Raw genomic sequence first — 15,209 nt, forward strand, 5'->3', positions numbered from 1 at the left:
TTTGAATAACTACGAAAACCGTACCCTCGTTAATAGCAAGGCTGCTCCTTCACTCATCAAAGTGAATCTGGGTCGATTTCTTCACCGTCTACATAGACTGTGGCTGGGCCGTCAAGAGAGAATCCTGTAATTGAACCGGTATAAACGAACGTATCCGTTCCCCGGTCTGGTCCGACATGTCCAGATGCGGTATTCCCGCTAACGTTATCTCCGCTGTCTTTCTGTCGAACGGTCCCCGTTACCGTAAATTCGTAATTTGCGACACCGCCCCCATTGCTCTCGATTCGAATTGTGTGTTGTCGAGTGCTATCGTTTCCCCCGTAATTATCTGGATTAACCTGTCTTCCGTTAATATATACTGTTGCTGGACCGTCCACCCAAATGGTTTGAATTTCACCTCCGAAGGCGAATGTATCTGTCCCCCGGTCAGGCCCTACGTGTCCTTCAGCAACATGACCGCGAGCGGTATCACCACTATCTTTTTGGTTGATATATCCCGTCGCGTAGATGCGATAGCGAGCAACACCACCTCCTTCACTTTTTATTGTGATCGTGCCCTCTGATTTCTCGTTTGAATCACCTATATTCTCGGGGGTAACCTCCTCATCGTTGATATACACCGTGGCAGGTCCATCAACGCTAAGATCAGTGATTTCACCTTTAAAGACGAATGTATCCGTACCCCTTTTAGGGCCAACATGTCCGGAAGCTTGATTTCCTCGGACGTCATCGCCAGAATCTTTCTGGTTCACGCTCCCTGTCGCGGTAAATTGATAGCGAGCAACACCACCGCCGTCACTTTCTATCTTGATTGTGTTCGTCGCGCTTCCTCCATCTTCGTCTGTCTTTGCTCGCGTATGACAGTCGTCTAAGCGTGGATTTTCCTTTCGAAGGTCTGGCGAGGAGTCATACTCCCCTTTGAAGACCGCCACAGCGTCGATGACAGATTTCTCCGTAATATCATCGCTCACCCCTTGGATATCACTGATGGTGATGGTTTCTGTCCCTGAAATTGGTCCAAAGGGATCCTGATTGTTGATTATCCCAGGAACATATGCTGACCAATACATCATCCCGGTCTCGAAGTCCCCCGTAACGCGAACAGTAGTGCAATCGAGGAACTCTATCGTTCCGGCTGTATTGCCTGAGTTTGATTCTAAATCAAAGCCGAGATCGCCGTTAAACAGGAAATCAGTAAATGCACCACCTGGAATCGGAATAGGCGATCTTATTTGAGCGGCACTAGCTGCATACATGTTCACTTGGAGAGTATATTTTCTTCCTTTCTCGAGGTTTGGTGTCAAGACAATAGAATCCGATTTCTCGTAATCCTCATTCACAGCCGTTCCTATCCCTGTCGCGGTATTGACGATATCTTTGGTGGTTTTCGCTAGATCTATCACTTCCATAGCCGTCTTCTTAGACGTTGTGAGAACAAAGTTCACAATTTGTTCGGTAATTGCGTCACTCGGCTCCGGTACTGCCTTATTGTATATCGGTATATGTAAGGAATCTATAACACTTCCATTCGAATCTAAAATTGACGCATAGAGAAGGAGGGCATTCTGGCTATATGGCACTGGGCCTACGGCAGAAGGAAGTTTCATTACACAACTCCCAGCCAGATTGTAATCCAGCGTAATCGGCTTTGTACCTTTATTCTGCGAAATGAAATTTTTGGTGGCAACAGCTGTGCTTCCGACGGTTACTGCACCGAGAAATCCGACTCCGATTCGATGCCGTCCAAAAACCGTACCGTTTCTATTAATGAATGCGGTATGCTGGCTATCTACCTTCTCAAGACCGCCACCGACTTTCTCCTTTATTGTATATGCCTCATCAAATCTGCTGACGGCAGTGGCTTCTTCATTTCGACTCTGCGCCTCACTTCCCTTCGCTCTGGGAGTCGCTAACCCTAGAGTTCCGAGAATCCCCTTCAGTAATATACGTCGATCAAGAGTTTCCAATCGATTTCCTTTTTGTGCCATCGAATATTCACCTTCTCCACCACAATCATTCCATATATAAACATTATCAATGGTTTTATCAGTTATTGTCATGTTTCTCATTGATATTCCCTATTATCAGAATGCGGCCCTGAGCAAACACAAGCCCGGACACGAAGTACATCTACAAATTCATCCACATTGAACCAGTTCCATTGGGTTGCCCCAACCATGCTACCATCGGGATTACGGCAGTTCGAATGCCTGTTAAAACGACCCTAGTGGGGCTTCTCCGCGCTCGACGATGCATTCGTCAGGATGCTCACGGTCATAGTAGCAGACCTATTTCGAGATCTCGGCGACCCTGCCGTCCTCGTCTATGGTGTTCCAGCCCGGACAGTAAGGGCCTGCTGTGCTTCGAGTGCTACCACTGTAGCGAGACAGAGAACTAACCCTTGGGCGATCTCCATCTTCTCGTCATTATCCCACGTCCCAGTTCCTCACTTGAGTTTCACCGTGAGCGAGACACCAACATCGTTACGCTCGACGTAATCTGTTAGTGAGGATTCGTCATTGGTCGGTACCGAGTCGGTCTCTGCACGAGAAGGTACGTTATTTTCTGCCATGGTGTACTTATACTGCTCATCGTTCAGTTGGGCGGTGCGACCGCTTCGTCGGACAGTCCGCGAAGTGCTTCTTTGATGTCGGTGCCTGTGAGTCGCCAGCACCCCTCGGGACGAGTACAATCCAACTGGTTCACAACTATGTTTTTGAACGCAGTGTAATGGGCTAGCGCGACGTCCTCGTCGCCGGTGTAGTCCAGTAGGAGTGCAAGCGCGAGTTGTGCTGGCCCGCTGCCACAATGTCCAACCTCGAAACCACTCGGACTGTGATTTGCAAGTTCCAGGCTTCGCTCAGGCGTCAGCCGCGTTCCTTCTGGCATCTAAGTGACGACTAGCTGTCCTTGTTGCCGTTCGCCGATGTAGGCCTCGAATGTCATTTGAATCGGCCCTGGTCATCACGTTCTCGGTGTGAGTAGTCGATTTCCTCAGATGATGGCCGAATATCCGTCCCAAAGCCATGACGCTGGGCGTGTTCACTTCGACTGAGGTGTTTGAGATTCTCTAGCCGGTTATCAAACCATATACCATTCCGGTGGTGGACGTGTTTGCCGGCAACGGCGTCGAAGCCGTGTTCAGCGACCATCACCAGTCGATGGATTCCAACTGAATCATTTGTTCCACGGTAATTCGACGCGCAGACCACGTATCCACGGTCGGTAAAGACGGCTGGATGAAGGCGTCTATTTGTAGCTGCCTCGTATGCGCTGCGACGCGGAATCTCAAAGCGGTCTATCCACTTCCAGATGGTCACTTGGCGACAGCCCAGTTTGTCGGCGATCTCGTTCGTACTCAGGTGCTGTTCCCAGTAGAGTTTGCGAAGGAGCGATTCGTCTCTCCATGGTGTTTCTGATTCGGTCATGAGTTGTTTGCTAGCGGACGCCGTTTCGAGCACCCCGCACCCCTCAGGGGGTGAAAAAATCCGGCCTTGTTGAAACCCTCAATCGGTGATAGTTCTCAGACAATCTACTGAATACAGCGCGCGTATCTGTCACCGAGGCGTCGTCCAATAGAGACGGAGCGCATCGATACACTCAGAGCGGTATACGGTTCGCCCGCTTTTCTCAGACTGCGAATCGTTTCGATGAACGTCTGTATCTGTGAGCAATTACCTGCCGTCCCCACTTTTGTATAAATAGAAATCAACGACCGCGGAGCGGTCTACTGCGACGTTTCCGTGGCGCAGTCCATTCGTGACAGGTCGAAATTGAGTTGGGAGACGATGGACTGGATTCGGCGAATTATGTCGGTCTCTGGTACTTTTCCGGTGTCGGACAGTGACGTTTCGTAGGCGTCGATGGCCTCGAAGGCGTCAGCAGTGCGGTGAGGGCAGGCGTCACCTGGGCCACCGTCCGCGGGCAGTTCGTCAGCCAGTGCCGGAGTAGCCCCCACGAGCGCGAGGCTCCCGATCACGATGAGTAGCGTCAGGAGCCAGTGTCTGGGTAGCTGATGGGTCATGTTCTCACCTCCATCCGGGACGACGCCTGCTGTGCCAATAAGTGTTAGCTAAAAAACATTTTAGTCGATTGTATGTCTCAACTCCACTTCAGCCAAACATGTGTCTTAACCGCGCTTCAGACAGCAATCCGAGGGTTCGGAGCGTTTACGTATTTGGTTGGGGTATGATTGCATATGACACGCAAAGAGAAGATGAAGGACTCCACGACGCTGGCGCCCGACGAGGCATTCGCCGTGCTGGGGAACGAAACCCGTATGAAAATCCTGCAAACGCTGGGGGAGGCCGGCTTCGGCGAGTCGTTATCCTTTTCGGAACTGCGCGAGCGGGTCGGCATCCGCCACGGCGCCCAGTTCACCTACCACCTCAAGCAGCTGGTGGGGCACTTCGTCCGCAAGACCGACGATGGGTACGCCCTCCGCCCAGCGGGCAACCGCGTGGTCGAAGCCGTCCTCTCGGGGACAGTCACCGACAACCCCGCACTCGACTCTCGCCAGACTGACCACCACTGTCCGTACTGTGGCTCCCCGATAGAGGTGCATTTCCATCAGAATCGACTCCACCGCTACTGTACCGCGTGTCCAGGCACGTACGGGCAGACAGCCTTGCCTGGCGTCTCGATTGATCCGGAAGACCGTGGATATCTCGGCAAGAAGAATCTCCCGCCCGCCGGCGTCACTGACCGCACCCCCGAGGCCGTGGTAGAGGCTGCGACGATTTGGAATCATCTGCTTCTACTGAAACCAGCGAACGGCCTCTGTCCCCGCTGTTCTGCGTCCCTCGAGTCATCAGTCAGTATCTGCTCGAATCACGACACCACCGACGGCCTTTGCGACGAGTGTAGCTACCGCCATGGCATCAAAATCGAACACTGCTGTCCGAAATGTATCTTCACCGCGGGCGGCTTTTTCGCAGATTTCCTGTTGACCAACTTTGATTTCGTTGCGTTTCTGGTCGCTCAGGATATAAACCCCGTCTCTCCGACGCCCGAAGACCAGCGCGTCTGGACGGATTACGACGAAGATGTCCTCTCGGTAGAACCGTTCGAGGCGCGGTTCACGTTCACCATCGACGACGATGCGCTCACTCTGACCGTCGACGACAATCTGGACGTGGTTGACGTAACGAAAGGCACGACATCTGAGACCGCCCGATGAATGCACCCTCTGTATTGCGCACAGTCGGTCAATCCTATCAGCAGGGGAGGATCTCAACAAGGTCACCTCAGTGGCTCTGTTGAAACCCTCGGAGAGTTACAGATTCGTCCGGTAGTCTGACCAGATGCAAGCCCTCCCAAAGTCGCGGTTACTCCGGTTTGTTGAGCAGGCATTTCACTTGGCTCGGCGAGCTGTCGCTCGTTACTCCTCGAAGTTCTCGAAACGACGGTACTCACTCCACCAGCACATCGTCTTGCTCTGCCTCAAGGTTCGGAAGAATACGACGTACCGGACGCTTCTCGATGAACTCATCGAGATGCCCCGCATTCGGAGTGCCATCGACCTTGAGGAACTCCCATCTCCTTCGACGTTATGTAAGGCGTTCAGTCGGCTCGATATGGCGGTTTGGCGTGTCCTGCTCAACCTCTCGGTTACGCTTCTCCCGACCAACGGTGTCGTCGGTATCGATGCATCCGGTTTTGACCGTAGTCACGCCTCAAAGCACTTAACGTGTTTGTGTCTGAAAGACGTTATTCCATATGCTCGGCGGCCTTTTTTTCTTGGTCCGGCAGTCCGCACTCTTCAAGAAATTCTGCAAACTCCTCTCGAAGCCTGGTGTTGCTAGAAGACTGTTCGATAATAGGTTCGTATACTTTGATTGCCTGGTCGATCTCACCCTGCTCGGCCAAGAACTCCGCGAAACTACGGCGAATCAGACTGTCACCGGGGTCTTGTTCGAGGCCCTCTTTGTAGATCTCAATCGCCCGGTCGACTTTATTCAGCCTCTCTAATAAAATCGCGAAACACCAGCGGAGGTTGGTGTCGCCAGGGGCGTGTTTGAGGCCCTCTTCGTAGACCTCAATTGCCCGATCGACCTCATCCTGCTCGGCCAAGAACTCCGCAAACCCATGGCGAATCAGACTGTCGCCGGAATCTTGTTCGAGGCCCTCTTTGTAAACCTCAATCGCCTGATCGGTCTCGCCTTGCCAACGTAATAAAAGTGCGAACTTCTTTCGAATCATGCTGTCGCCGGGAGAGAGTTCAAGAGCCTCTTCGTACAGGTCTTCAATCTCACTCAATGACGCGTTCTGCGAGTCGAGGAAGTCGGCGTAAGCGGTATAGACCCTCGGTGATTCTTGGACCAAATCGATTGCTCGCTCAAAGTGCCGGTCTGCGTCCTCGACTGGACGTGTACCGAGTTGATTCTCAAAAACGTGCTCGGCGAAGGCCGCATTCATAGTTGCCCCGAGATCATCCGGGAACCGATCCACTCGGCGATTGTTCAACAAAAACTCCGAGAGATCGAAAAAGACCTCTTCCAGTTCGAACTCCACTGCTTCCATCCGGATGTCGTGAATCACTACGTGCGTATCTCGCCGTCTACACTCTTTGATCGTCACCCATCCCCGTTTAGCCGCCGCATCGATGGCTGCAGAAAACCGATCGCCACCGAACACCTTGCTTTCATAGAGGGACTTGAGGACCCGCTCACGCTTTTCGACCTCGAGCGTATCGAGCACGATAATGGCGTGCAGTAAGTCCTTCGTAGCATCATCGAGTTCCCCATACTTTCGCTCCCAGTGTTCTACAGCGGTGTCTGGAAGGTGTTTGAGATCTTGACGAGTAAGCCGCGACCCTGCATTCTCACACACGGAGGTTACGTAGAACGGCGTCGGGTCGCGCTCGGTGACCGCCTCGATGAATTCCTCGCGCAAATCGTCCTCCACGTCGATGTCATGGAGTTCAAGGACCTCCGCCACGAATCGCTCGAGGCGCTCTCCCTCCAGCGGTGGGAGCCGCTCCGCCTCGAAGCGCGTCCATTGCTCGTGTTTCGCTCCGCGATCGGTTCGACCGGTGAGATTCTCAAGGTTCCAACCCTCGGGCAGTATGCCGCCGAGGTCCTCACTGCGGACGGTGGCTCGCACGTACAGATCGTAAGGATCGACTCGTTGTTGGAGTTCGGTCAGTGCATCCTCGATATCAAGCCCTTTGGTCACACTCTTTTGGATGTCGTCGAACACCAGCAGCGCGTCGCCGTCGATAGTCTGAAATGCTTTGGCTAGATCTTCCGTCCCACCAATTTTATCCGTGACCACGACCACTCGGCTGAACTCGACAGTCGTTCCCACCTCCGCGACACCCTCAACCAGCGTTTGGGACTTGCCAGAGCCCTTTCTACCTGCCAGCAGCACCCGTTCGGTTTCCGAATCGGTGACGATGTCGAAGCCTTCAGGTTCGAGAAAGGGCAGTTCCTGCCGCTCAGTGTGGACTTCCAGCTCGTATGCGAGTTCTTCAATCCAGTTGTCGTCCGTCGGTGGATACAACAGCCGGTACTTCTCCTGTCGGCCGATTAACTCCGGGCGTGCATTCAATTGCCGTTTAAATCCGTTCAGGGCTTTAGTGAGCTCTTCGACATTCTCCTGGATGTCACGTGTCATTTCGAGTTGGAGGCGTTGGTCTTCGCTAGTGGCCTTCCGGATGAACTCTTCGAGCGCCTCTTTGTAGGCCGTCTCAACGGCTTTACGGAGGTCGTCTTCATCAATGTCGTACTCTTCGAGTTCCTCAAGAACGATCTCCACCATCACATCAACCATCAAATCGACAGTCTTCTGTTGGTCGCCGAAGTTCACGTCTTTAAGCTGACGAAGGACATCCTCTCGATGGGCTTCGTAGCGATTGACGATTATCTGACAGTCTATATCTTGGCGAGCTAGCTGCTCTAGGGCGCGTTCGAGGGTTTCGACGAACCGCTGTTCGAAGGCATCAAATGCCTCAATGTCTCGTCGACTGTCGGCCCAGTCTCGAACCTGAACATAGCCAGTTTTAGCGGCTGACGCAGCAGTAATGAATTCCCCGACAACCATTTTATCGGGATGTTGTAATGTCCTCCAAATATAACTAGGGGACCTGGAATGGTCAAGCAAATTTCGAGCCCTTGCCCGGACACCAACTACTGGTTGCGGATAACGAAAGTCAATAGGCGAGGGAGGTTACCATATCGACCCGCAACCGCGAAGATTTCTACCGGCGAGGATTTAGTCTCATATTGAAATGATGTTTCTCGCCAAATCACCGTTACTCAGTCAGAAACACCAACCCTAATCAATGATACTTATCTGTTAATAGACAATGGTGTGGAGTATGAATGGCGATACTGACTCGGACGGACGCTTCCAACTCCAATCGCCCCCAGATATTGATTTTGATTCAATTTTCGGCCTTAACGATCAACTTACTGAGCTCAGAGAAACAATTTTGGAAAGCGCCACCGGAAACAGTCCCAACAAATTTCGGACAACGACAGCACTATTCTATGGTCCAAAGGGGGCTGGCAAACGACGTCTTGCCCAGGCAACCGTCGGTGAACTAACTACACACCAGTACGACTGGCTGCATATCGAATCTCTTGCCCGTTCCAAACAACAGCCAGTCGAACTAATGGAAGAGATTCTAGAGAAAGCAATTCATCAGCAGCCAGCTGTCATCGTCTTGGACTGCTTCGATGACTATCTCTCGTCAGATGCTATCCGCAAGTTCCAGACCAAGATCGATTCTGCTCGTCAACAGGGTGACGATATCGTGGCTCTCAGCGTAGTTGATAACCAACGGATGCATGGGCCAGAAATTCAAGATTATATTCGAGCCATGGATGTCGTTCTTGAGATGGAACGGCCCGATATCGACCGCCGCCGGAAGATTCTACAGAACCAACTCATGTCGGTCAGTCAGAACATTGCTGGCATCAATGCCGACGCATATGACTTCAATCGGTTAGCTCGGGAAACTGATCGTTTTGGCGTGGATGATCTCGAAATGGTTAGTCGTCGAGCGGCAGTCACCGCACAAACAAACGATGGTGTGTCCCCACCGCTTGACGAAGACGATATCGCCACGGTCATCAAACAGGTTAACGAGGACCGAATTGAGAAAATCCAGGATGAAGCGACGTTGATTGACGTCGATGTTCCTGAGATAACGTTCGACGATATCGGGGGCCACGAAACGGCGAAACGAAAACTGATTGAGCAGGTACAACAAGCCCTCACGCGGACGGACTTAGCTGACGAACTCGGTGTGGATTTTGGAGGAGGCATTCTGTTACACGGACCGCCTGGCACCGGGAAGACGATGTTAGTGCGAGCGTTGGCAAACGAACTCGATCACACATTCATTTCCGTCAATGCACCGGCGTTGAAGTCTGGGCGCAGTGGTCCAGCGAACCAAATTCCAGCTCTTTTCTATCGAGCGCAACGCAACGCTCCGGCGATTCTCTTTTTCGATGAGTTCGACTCGCTAGGCACACGGCGAGGAACGCCTCATGCCGACGAGAACGCAGTGAACACCCTACTGACCGAACTCGACGGGATTCAACGACTTGATCAAGTCGTCGTAATCGCCGCAACGAACCGGCCGAAAACGTTGGATCCAGCGCTGCTCCGCCCTGGCCGCTTCGACTATCACCTCGAAATTGGGAAACCTGAAGACGAGACTCAGGCAGAAATCTTCGAGAAACACACTACTGATCTCGTACTGGCAAGTGAGGTGACTCCAGAATGGTTCGCCGAAATGACTGACACGGTGACAGGAGCGGATATCGCGGCCATCTGTGAACGGGCCGTAACGATTGCCATGCGCGGACAAGAAGCGATGACCGCAGCTGATGTGGAACTCTCTCGTGAAATATTACAGTTAGCATACCAAGAGTTCGAAGATGGGCGGCTGTACCAAACTGAACTGGAGCCAACGCCCGCATTCCAATAATTGACGAATCAACAATACAGAGGCCGGATCAACCAGAACTCAGCGGCTTGGTCGAAAGTCTTGCTCTTGGTGTTCTCGTCGGTTGCGTCGAGCGGGGCGTCCATCCGGCGCTCGCGTTTGTCTGTCATTCGGAGTCGCACATTTTTGCACACGACCTCCCAGAACCTAGCTCTATTGGGTTACTAAAACAGTGGGGTATATAAATGGAATCAGAGTCGGCCGTGATTGGGGCGAGTGGCGCACCGAGTCGCACTGGCCGACCGCCGAGTTTGCACACACAGCCGGATGGTGATATGTGCAATTTTCGGGATTGGATTCTGTGTTATTGCATCCCCGTGTGGTCGCGTCAGAAGTAGGTTCACCGATGATCAATTCGTGGTGCGAATCTTTCATTTACGATTCAATGTGGGCCCTCCGTTCCACTGTCTCAGTCCCCCAGTCAAGAACAATCATCTCATCACTTCCTGCCTACCCATAGAGTGAAATCGATTCGACGTGACCAGGTAGAAGAACGGATGAATCATGGTTAGCGATAAGTACTAACCTGTTCTGTCTATCGAGACGGGTTCTCGCCTATGATTTCTCTGTTACGTCCTCTGCATGGGGTGTGTCACCGGCGAGTACCCATACGACATCGAGGGCGAGGAGACCGACCGCGACATGACCCGGCCCCAAGTCGGCGAACCCGCGAGCGCCAGACTCGGAGACTGAAGCGACCGCCGGATCCATGGTCGAAGAGAGGTGGGGCCGCGGTTCGCGTCAAGCGGTCCAGTCGGAGACGGGAAACTCGTCGAACCGCTCGTCGTTCGAGTCCGGAAGCACGTACTGCTCCCACTCGTGGACGTCCGGGTCGCCGTAGTCGCCGATGTCCGGGTGTCGAGGAACGTCGTCGTAGTCAGCGAGTCGCTCGCGGATGATTCGGCGGGCGCGTTGACCCGCCTCGGTGTCACCCCCGAGTCCGTCGAACACCCACCTCGGCTGCACCGTGAGTTCGAGACCGTGGGGCGTGTACCTGCTGTGACGCCGCTCGTAGGCCGGCGCGCGCGCCACCACGAACATCGGTTCGCCGGCGTAACAGAACTCCCATCTGGTGTCGGTGGGGTCGCTCGGTACGTCCTCGGGCCACGGCTCCGGGTCGTTACGGTGGAGGTACGCAAGAAGCTCCCACACCTCGTCTCGGTACTTCGCGACCGAGCGCTCTTCCTCCTGCGGTTCGAAGAAGATGGCCAGCGCGGTGACGTCGGCGATGTCCGGCGCTTCGTCGAGGTAGTCCGCGAGTCCGTCGGCGACCGTTTCCTTCCCGGCCTCCGTGGTCGCGGCAGGCGCGAACAGGTACCGGAGGTCGCCTTCTTGGTGGGCGTCGACCGCGAAGTAGCAGGGAAACGGCATCTCCTCGTCGGTCATCGTCTCGTGAAACGCGCGGTAGCGTCGGGTCTTCCACTCCGCGAGTCCGTCGTCGATGGCGGACTCGATCTGAGATTTCGTCTGGAGACCGCTCACAACCGTACTAGAGTAGACGACTGAGTTAAACTCCCTGCCCGTCGAACCGGGCCGCGAGGGCGATGGCTTACGGCCGGTCGTCGTGGACGGAAGCGAGGTCGACCGCGGTTCCGTCGGGGGTTCGCAGGTCGATGGGCGTGAGCGTGGTTCCGCTGGCGACGCCCTTCGCCGAACACGCCGAGACCGCGACTATCGCGTCCCGCTCTGCTCGGAACGTCACCGCGTCGCCAGCCTCGGCGGGACTCTCGCGCACGTCGAAATACACTTGATCGGTGACCGTCGAGTGCTGGAAGAGGTTCATCGTATCGGGTACCGATGCGTCGAGGCCGTAGGCGTCGAGCGCCAGCGAGAGGTTTTCCCGACAGCCGCCGGGTTCGTTCTGATACCCCTCGCTGGTCGGGCGGTCGGTGAGCATCCAGTCGGTGCAGGGGCCGAACATGATGTCGTGAACGCCGCAGTCGTCTTCGGTGATGGTAAGCAACTTCTCGCCCGCCGTCGTGTAGAGCGCGTCTCCGGTCGAGATGCGGAGTTTGCCGTTGCAGTCGCGGGTGTACGACTGGGCGAACGTCTCCGCGGGGTCGTCGCGGACGAACGCCACAAGGTCGGCGACCTGTCGCGATTCCGGCGTGACGACCTCGAACGTCTCCCCGGCGTCGACCGCGAACGCACTCCCGCTCTTCGGTGGGATTCGATGGGTCTCCACGAGTGGGCCGACGGTCGCCTGAGTGAAAAATCACCGCCCGACGGTCGCGGATGACACAGTCAGCATGTGGTTTCTGTTAGCTTCTGGATATTTCACCAGCACCGAGATTTCGGATTCTAAGCGGTGTAATGCTACTATCCAGGTCCGAAGGCCGCGATATCGGCTCCGACTGTCGCCAGCGCGTCGGCGGGGTTCGGGTCGCTGTCGGCCAGATGCGTGTACTGGTGTTCCGGGATGCTCGCCAGTGCCGCCGTGACGGCCTCGCTATATGTCTCGACGCCCGGTTCCGTCGGGTCATCGCCACCCCAGACGTCTCGGATGACCGTCATCGAATCGATGCGCACTTCCAGCCTGCGTGGCTCGTAGCGAGCCAACAGTTCGGAGAGCCTCTCCCAGAGACCGGGCGGTAGGATGGACGCCGGAAGCCAGTCGAATCGTTAGCCTGATTCGCGGATGAACGCAAGGACCTCCTCGCTAACCTGGTCAGGGGCGGTAGATATCCCAGCGTGTCCTTGTCCCTCGAGCGTAGTGATTCGGCTGTCCGGAAGCGCAACATCGATTGCTCCAACCGTCACATGGAAGCGTGCGGGGCTCTCACTGCCGGACAACAACAACGTCGGGATGTCTACGTCCGCGAATCGTGCGGGATCGAACTCGTACTCGGTCTCTGCTCGGATCTCACGAAATACGGCATGGGCTGAATCCACTGTATCCTGCCAATCCGGTGCCGCCCGCATCTCCTCGATTGCCGCTGGCGGGAGTTCGGCAACTTCTCGGAGAAAGAACACGATCATCTGCTCGCACTCACCAGCGTCATGCAGGGCCTTCATTTCGGGGAGCTTCGCTTCGTGGATGGATTCGCGGTCTCTGTACGAAAAGATGGGGGGTCCGTACAGAATGAGTTGGCGGAGGTTGTCAGTCCAGAGGGCCGCCTCAAGCGAAATGAACGCCCCGAAGGAATGCCCGAACAGCACCACTGGCTCGTCGATCGACTCGACGACTGCCGCCACGTCCTCGAACTCCCGTTCCAGCGCGTACTCGTCGGCGTCGCCGCTTGCACCATAGCCACGGCGATCCATGGCGTAGACCGTGTGGTGTTCTTCAAGGGCAGGGCGCACGAAGTCCCAGACGGTATGATCGCCTGCAGTTCCATGGACCAACACGAGCGGGGGTCCGGTGCCAGACCGGGCGAATGCAATCTCTGTGCCGTCAGCTGATGTGACGTCTCCATCTCCTTCCCTTCGTCCTCTTCATCCTCCTTTGTACTACAGTCAGGATCCTCTGGCGCCTCATCAGACTCCGTGAAGTGGTCTGCGCGTGCGGGTCCGCTGGCTAACGTTCCCCCAACGACGAACATGCCTGTTACGACGCCCCCGTGCTTCACCACGTCGCGGCGCTTAAGTCTAGTTTCGGTGCTGTTGACCCAGGACATGATACTTGCTAACACCTAGCAAAGCTTCGGTGGCGACTTGTATTATGTTTCGGTATGAACAGAGTTTCACCCCGTGAACATCCCAGCCCGCAGACAGCACCTGTATCGTGATATCCCGTAGTGATACATGTACAGATATACTAAGTAGGTGATCCGGTCGAAAACGTCTGAAATAATCGGCGGCTCCGTGCTGACTTCATCCTCTCTATTCAGCACACTGTTTCTAACAGCCCTTCGACAAGTTGAGTCGGGGATTTGCTGAATACAGAGGATGTATGCAGCAAGCCTGAGAATTGGACTCTTTACCTCATGCGAATGCCTGGTGGACTAGGACGACACCCCATGTGTTCCAGAAGACGTGGATAGCCATCGCTAGCACCGTGACCGCGAGCAGTTGTCCGAAGAATCGGTAACCCTCTAGACTGTCAGCTTCCCGGAAGATGAGTGCGGCGATGAGAACTGCGTTCAACGCATGCATCCACGGTGCCACGACGAACCCGGGAGAGATGGACGCGCCTTTTACGACGATATACAGGACGCGTTCGAACACACCGAGTGATAGGCCGCCGATGAAGGCGAACCAGTAGGGGCGTGACTGGAGGTAGTTGAGCGGGACATCGTATCGCTGATGGATGTAGACGACCGCAATCGCCGGGACCAGTTTCGTCGTGACCGGTTCGGTAAACCCTGCGATGACCTGGTGTGGAACCTCCACTTGCAGGATAGAGACGTAGAATCGAATCCCGTAATCACCGAGCGCCAGAGAGGCGGCGAAGAAGATACCGACGGACAGGTAGGTATCTAACTTATTAGATGACTCATTTTTAGTCCCCATTTGCGGGGGTTTTATTTTCTTCCTATATCAGTTTCCCGGACATTCTCCTATCTTTTGCAGAGCCAGAGATCGCCGTACAAGGGTCAGGGTAGCAGTTCTTCCAGCGAGAAGCAGTCGCGGAAGGTCCGCAACATGACTTGGTCTGACTCGATACCCTCATCGACGATGCAGTCTCAAAACCAGTCCCGTACCGACTTGCTTCGGCACACTGTGATCACCGCATCGAACTCTCTGCGTCACTCTGAATGTTCCGTAGGATGCATTGCTTAGCCCTTGCTCGCGTATCCACATCCCAGACAGAAGATCGCGTGTCAGATTCGCGCCCGGTATTCAGCACGGAGTTTATACCCGCCACCAGATAGGTCAAGACCTACCGTAATCAATTCACGCTCTATATTGCGTATCCTCAAGAGACCTTTCTCAGCCACGCGTGTTTGGGGAGATATTATCTGGCGACGTCGTCAGAAGGGGTAACAGTCTGATCCGAACCAATCTCAGAGAAATAGACCGCCAGTAGACCGCCAGTAGCAAGTTTACCCATAGCTAATCGACCAATGCTTACAAACCAATCCTGTGGTGAATCTTACCTTACCGTGGATGCCGGTCGGCTAGAGCTGCCCCCTTGGTCACCTCCCTCCGCTGACGACACCGTCAGCTAAGGAGTGATTCTGCGCGACCGCTTCGTTCCGTGCGTCTCTCCGTTGCTCCTCCCAGTCTCCAGGACGCCATAGCCGACGTTCTCCGTTTTTGTAACGAATCTCGGCAACACCGTAAGTCCAGTAGGAGAGTCGTTCGAAGA

10 protein-coding genes and 3 pseudogenes are annotated in these 15,209 nt (G+C 54.6%); 3 read left to right on the forward strand and 10 right to left on the reverse strand.

The genetic code is table 11. The features are described 5' to 3' along the window. Positions 1–56: 56 nt before the first annotated feature. From E2484_RS11880 to E2484_RS11895, 4 genes and pseudogenes are all read right to left on the reverse strand, one after another. A complete protein-coding gene (locus E2484_RS11880) occupies positions 57–2,060 on the reverse strand; it encodes a hypothetical protein (protein WP_137285450.1) in 2,004 nt (667 codons plus the stop codon). A gap of 535 nt (positions 2,061–2,595) precedes the next feature. Beyond that, positions 2,596–2,931: pseudogene (locus tag E2484_RS11885) on the reverse strand (DUF6166 domain-containing protein); the annotation flags it as partial. A gap of 11 nt (positions 2,932–2,942) precedes the next feature. Then, the gene (locus tag E2484_RS11890; RefSeq protein ID WP_137285452.1) at positions 2,943–3,428 is read right to left on the reverse strand and encodes an HNH endonuclease; all 486 of its coding nucleotides are present in this window, start codon (positions 3,426–3,428) and stop codon (positions 2,943–2,945) included. A 299-nt stretch (positions 3,429–3,727) separates the two neighbouring features. Next, on the reverse strand, positions 3,728–4,024 hold the full coding sequence (locus E2484_RS11895; protein WP_137285453.1) for a hypothetical protein: 297 nt from the start codon (positions 4,022–4,024) through the stop codon (positions 3,728–3,730). A gap of 174 nt (positions 4,025–4,198) precedes the next feature. Between E2484_RS11895 and E2484_RS11900 the strand changes: the two genes are divergently transcribed. Continuing rightward, positions 4,199–5,179 carry a winged helix-turn-helix domain-containing protein gene (locus E2484_RS11900; protein WP_137285454.1) on the forward strand — a complete coding sequence of 327 codons (981 nt, stop codon included), beginning with the start codon at positions 4,199–4,201 and terminating at the stop codon, positions 5,177–5,179. Positions 5,180–5,303: 124 nt separating this feature from the next. Further along, positions 5,304–5,690, forward strand: a pseudogene (locus E2484_RS11905) (IS5/IS1182 family transposase); the annotation flags it as partial. 19 nt (positions 5,691–5,709) lie between these two features. On the opposite strand, the gene E2484_RS11910 reads toward E2484_RS11905, so the two are convergent. Next, the gene (locus E2484_RS11910) at positions 5,710–8,043 is read right to left on the reverse strand and encodes a tetratricopeptide repeat protein (RefSeq protein ID WP_137285455.1); all 2,334 of its coding nucleotides are present in this window, start codon (positions 8,041–8,043) and stop codon (positions 5,710–5,712) included. A gap of 277 nt (positions 8,044–8,320) precedes the next feature. On the opposite strand from E2484_RS11910, the gene E2484_RS11915 reads away from it, so the two are divergent. Continuing rightward, positions 8,321–9,940 (forward strand): AAA family ATPase, encoded by a 1,620-nt coding sequence (locus E2484_RS11915; RefSeq protein ID WP_170977321.1) that lies wholly within the window; start codon positions 8,321–8,323, stop codon positions 9,938–9,940. A 759-nt stretch (positions 9,941–10,699) separates the two neighbouring features. Here E2484_RS11915 and E2484_RS11920 read toward each other — a convergent pair. The 5 genes and pseudogenes from E2484_RS11920 to E2484_RS11940 form a co-directional block, all read right to left on the reverse strand. Further along, complete coding sequence (locus tag E2484_RS11920) at positions 10,700–11,440, reverse strand: YqcI/YcgG family protein (RefSeq protein WP_321112535.1); 741 nt, start codon at positions 11,438–11,440, stop codon at positions 10,700–10,702. 67 nt (positions 11,441–11,507) lie between these two features. After that, a complete protein-coding gene (locus E2484_RS11925; RefSeq protein ID WP_137285457.1) occupies positions 11,508–12,143 on the reverse strand; it encodes a DUF1989 domain-containing protein in 636 nt (211 codons plus the stop codon). A gap of 134 nt (positions 12,144–12,277) precedes the next feature. After that, a pseudogene (locus E2484_RS11930) lies at positions 12,278–12,529 on the reverse strand (ribonuclease H); the annotation flags it as partial. 51 nt (positions 12,530–12,580) lie between these two features. Further along, positions 12,581–13,306 (reverse strand): alpha/beta fold hydrolase, encoded by a 726-nt coding sequence (locus E2484_RS11935; RefSeq protein WP_321112537.1) that lies wholly within the window; start codon positions 13,304–13,306, stop codon positions 12,581–12,583. Between the two features lie 576 nt (positions 13,307–13,882). After that, positions 13,883–14,410, reverse strand: coding sequence for a hypothetical protein (locus E2484_RS11940; RefSeq protein WP_137285459.1), 528 nt, complete (start codon positions 14,408–14,410; stop codon positions 13,883–13,885). Between the last annotated feature and the right edge of the window lie 799 nt (positions 14,411–15,209).

This window comes from Halorussus salinisoli (assembly GCA_005239435.1).
GTDB classification, from domain to species: domain Archaea; phylum Halobacteriota; class Halobacteria; order Halobacteriales; family Haladaptataceae; genus Halorussus; species Halorussus salinisoli.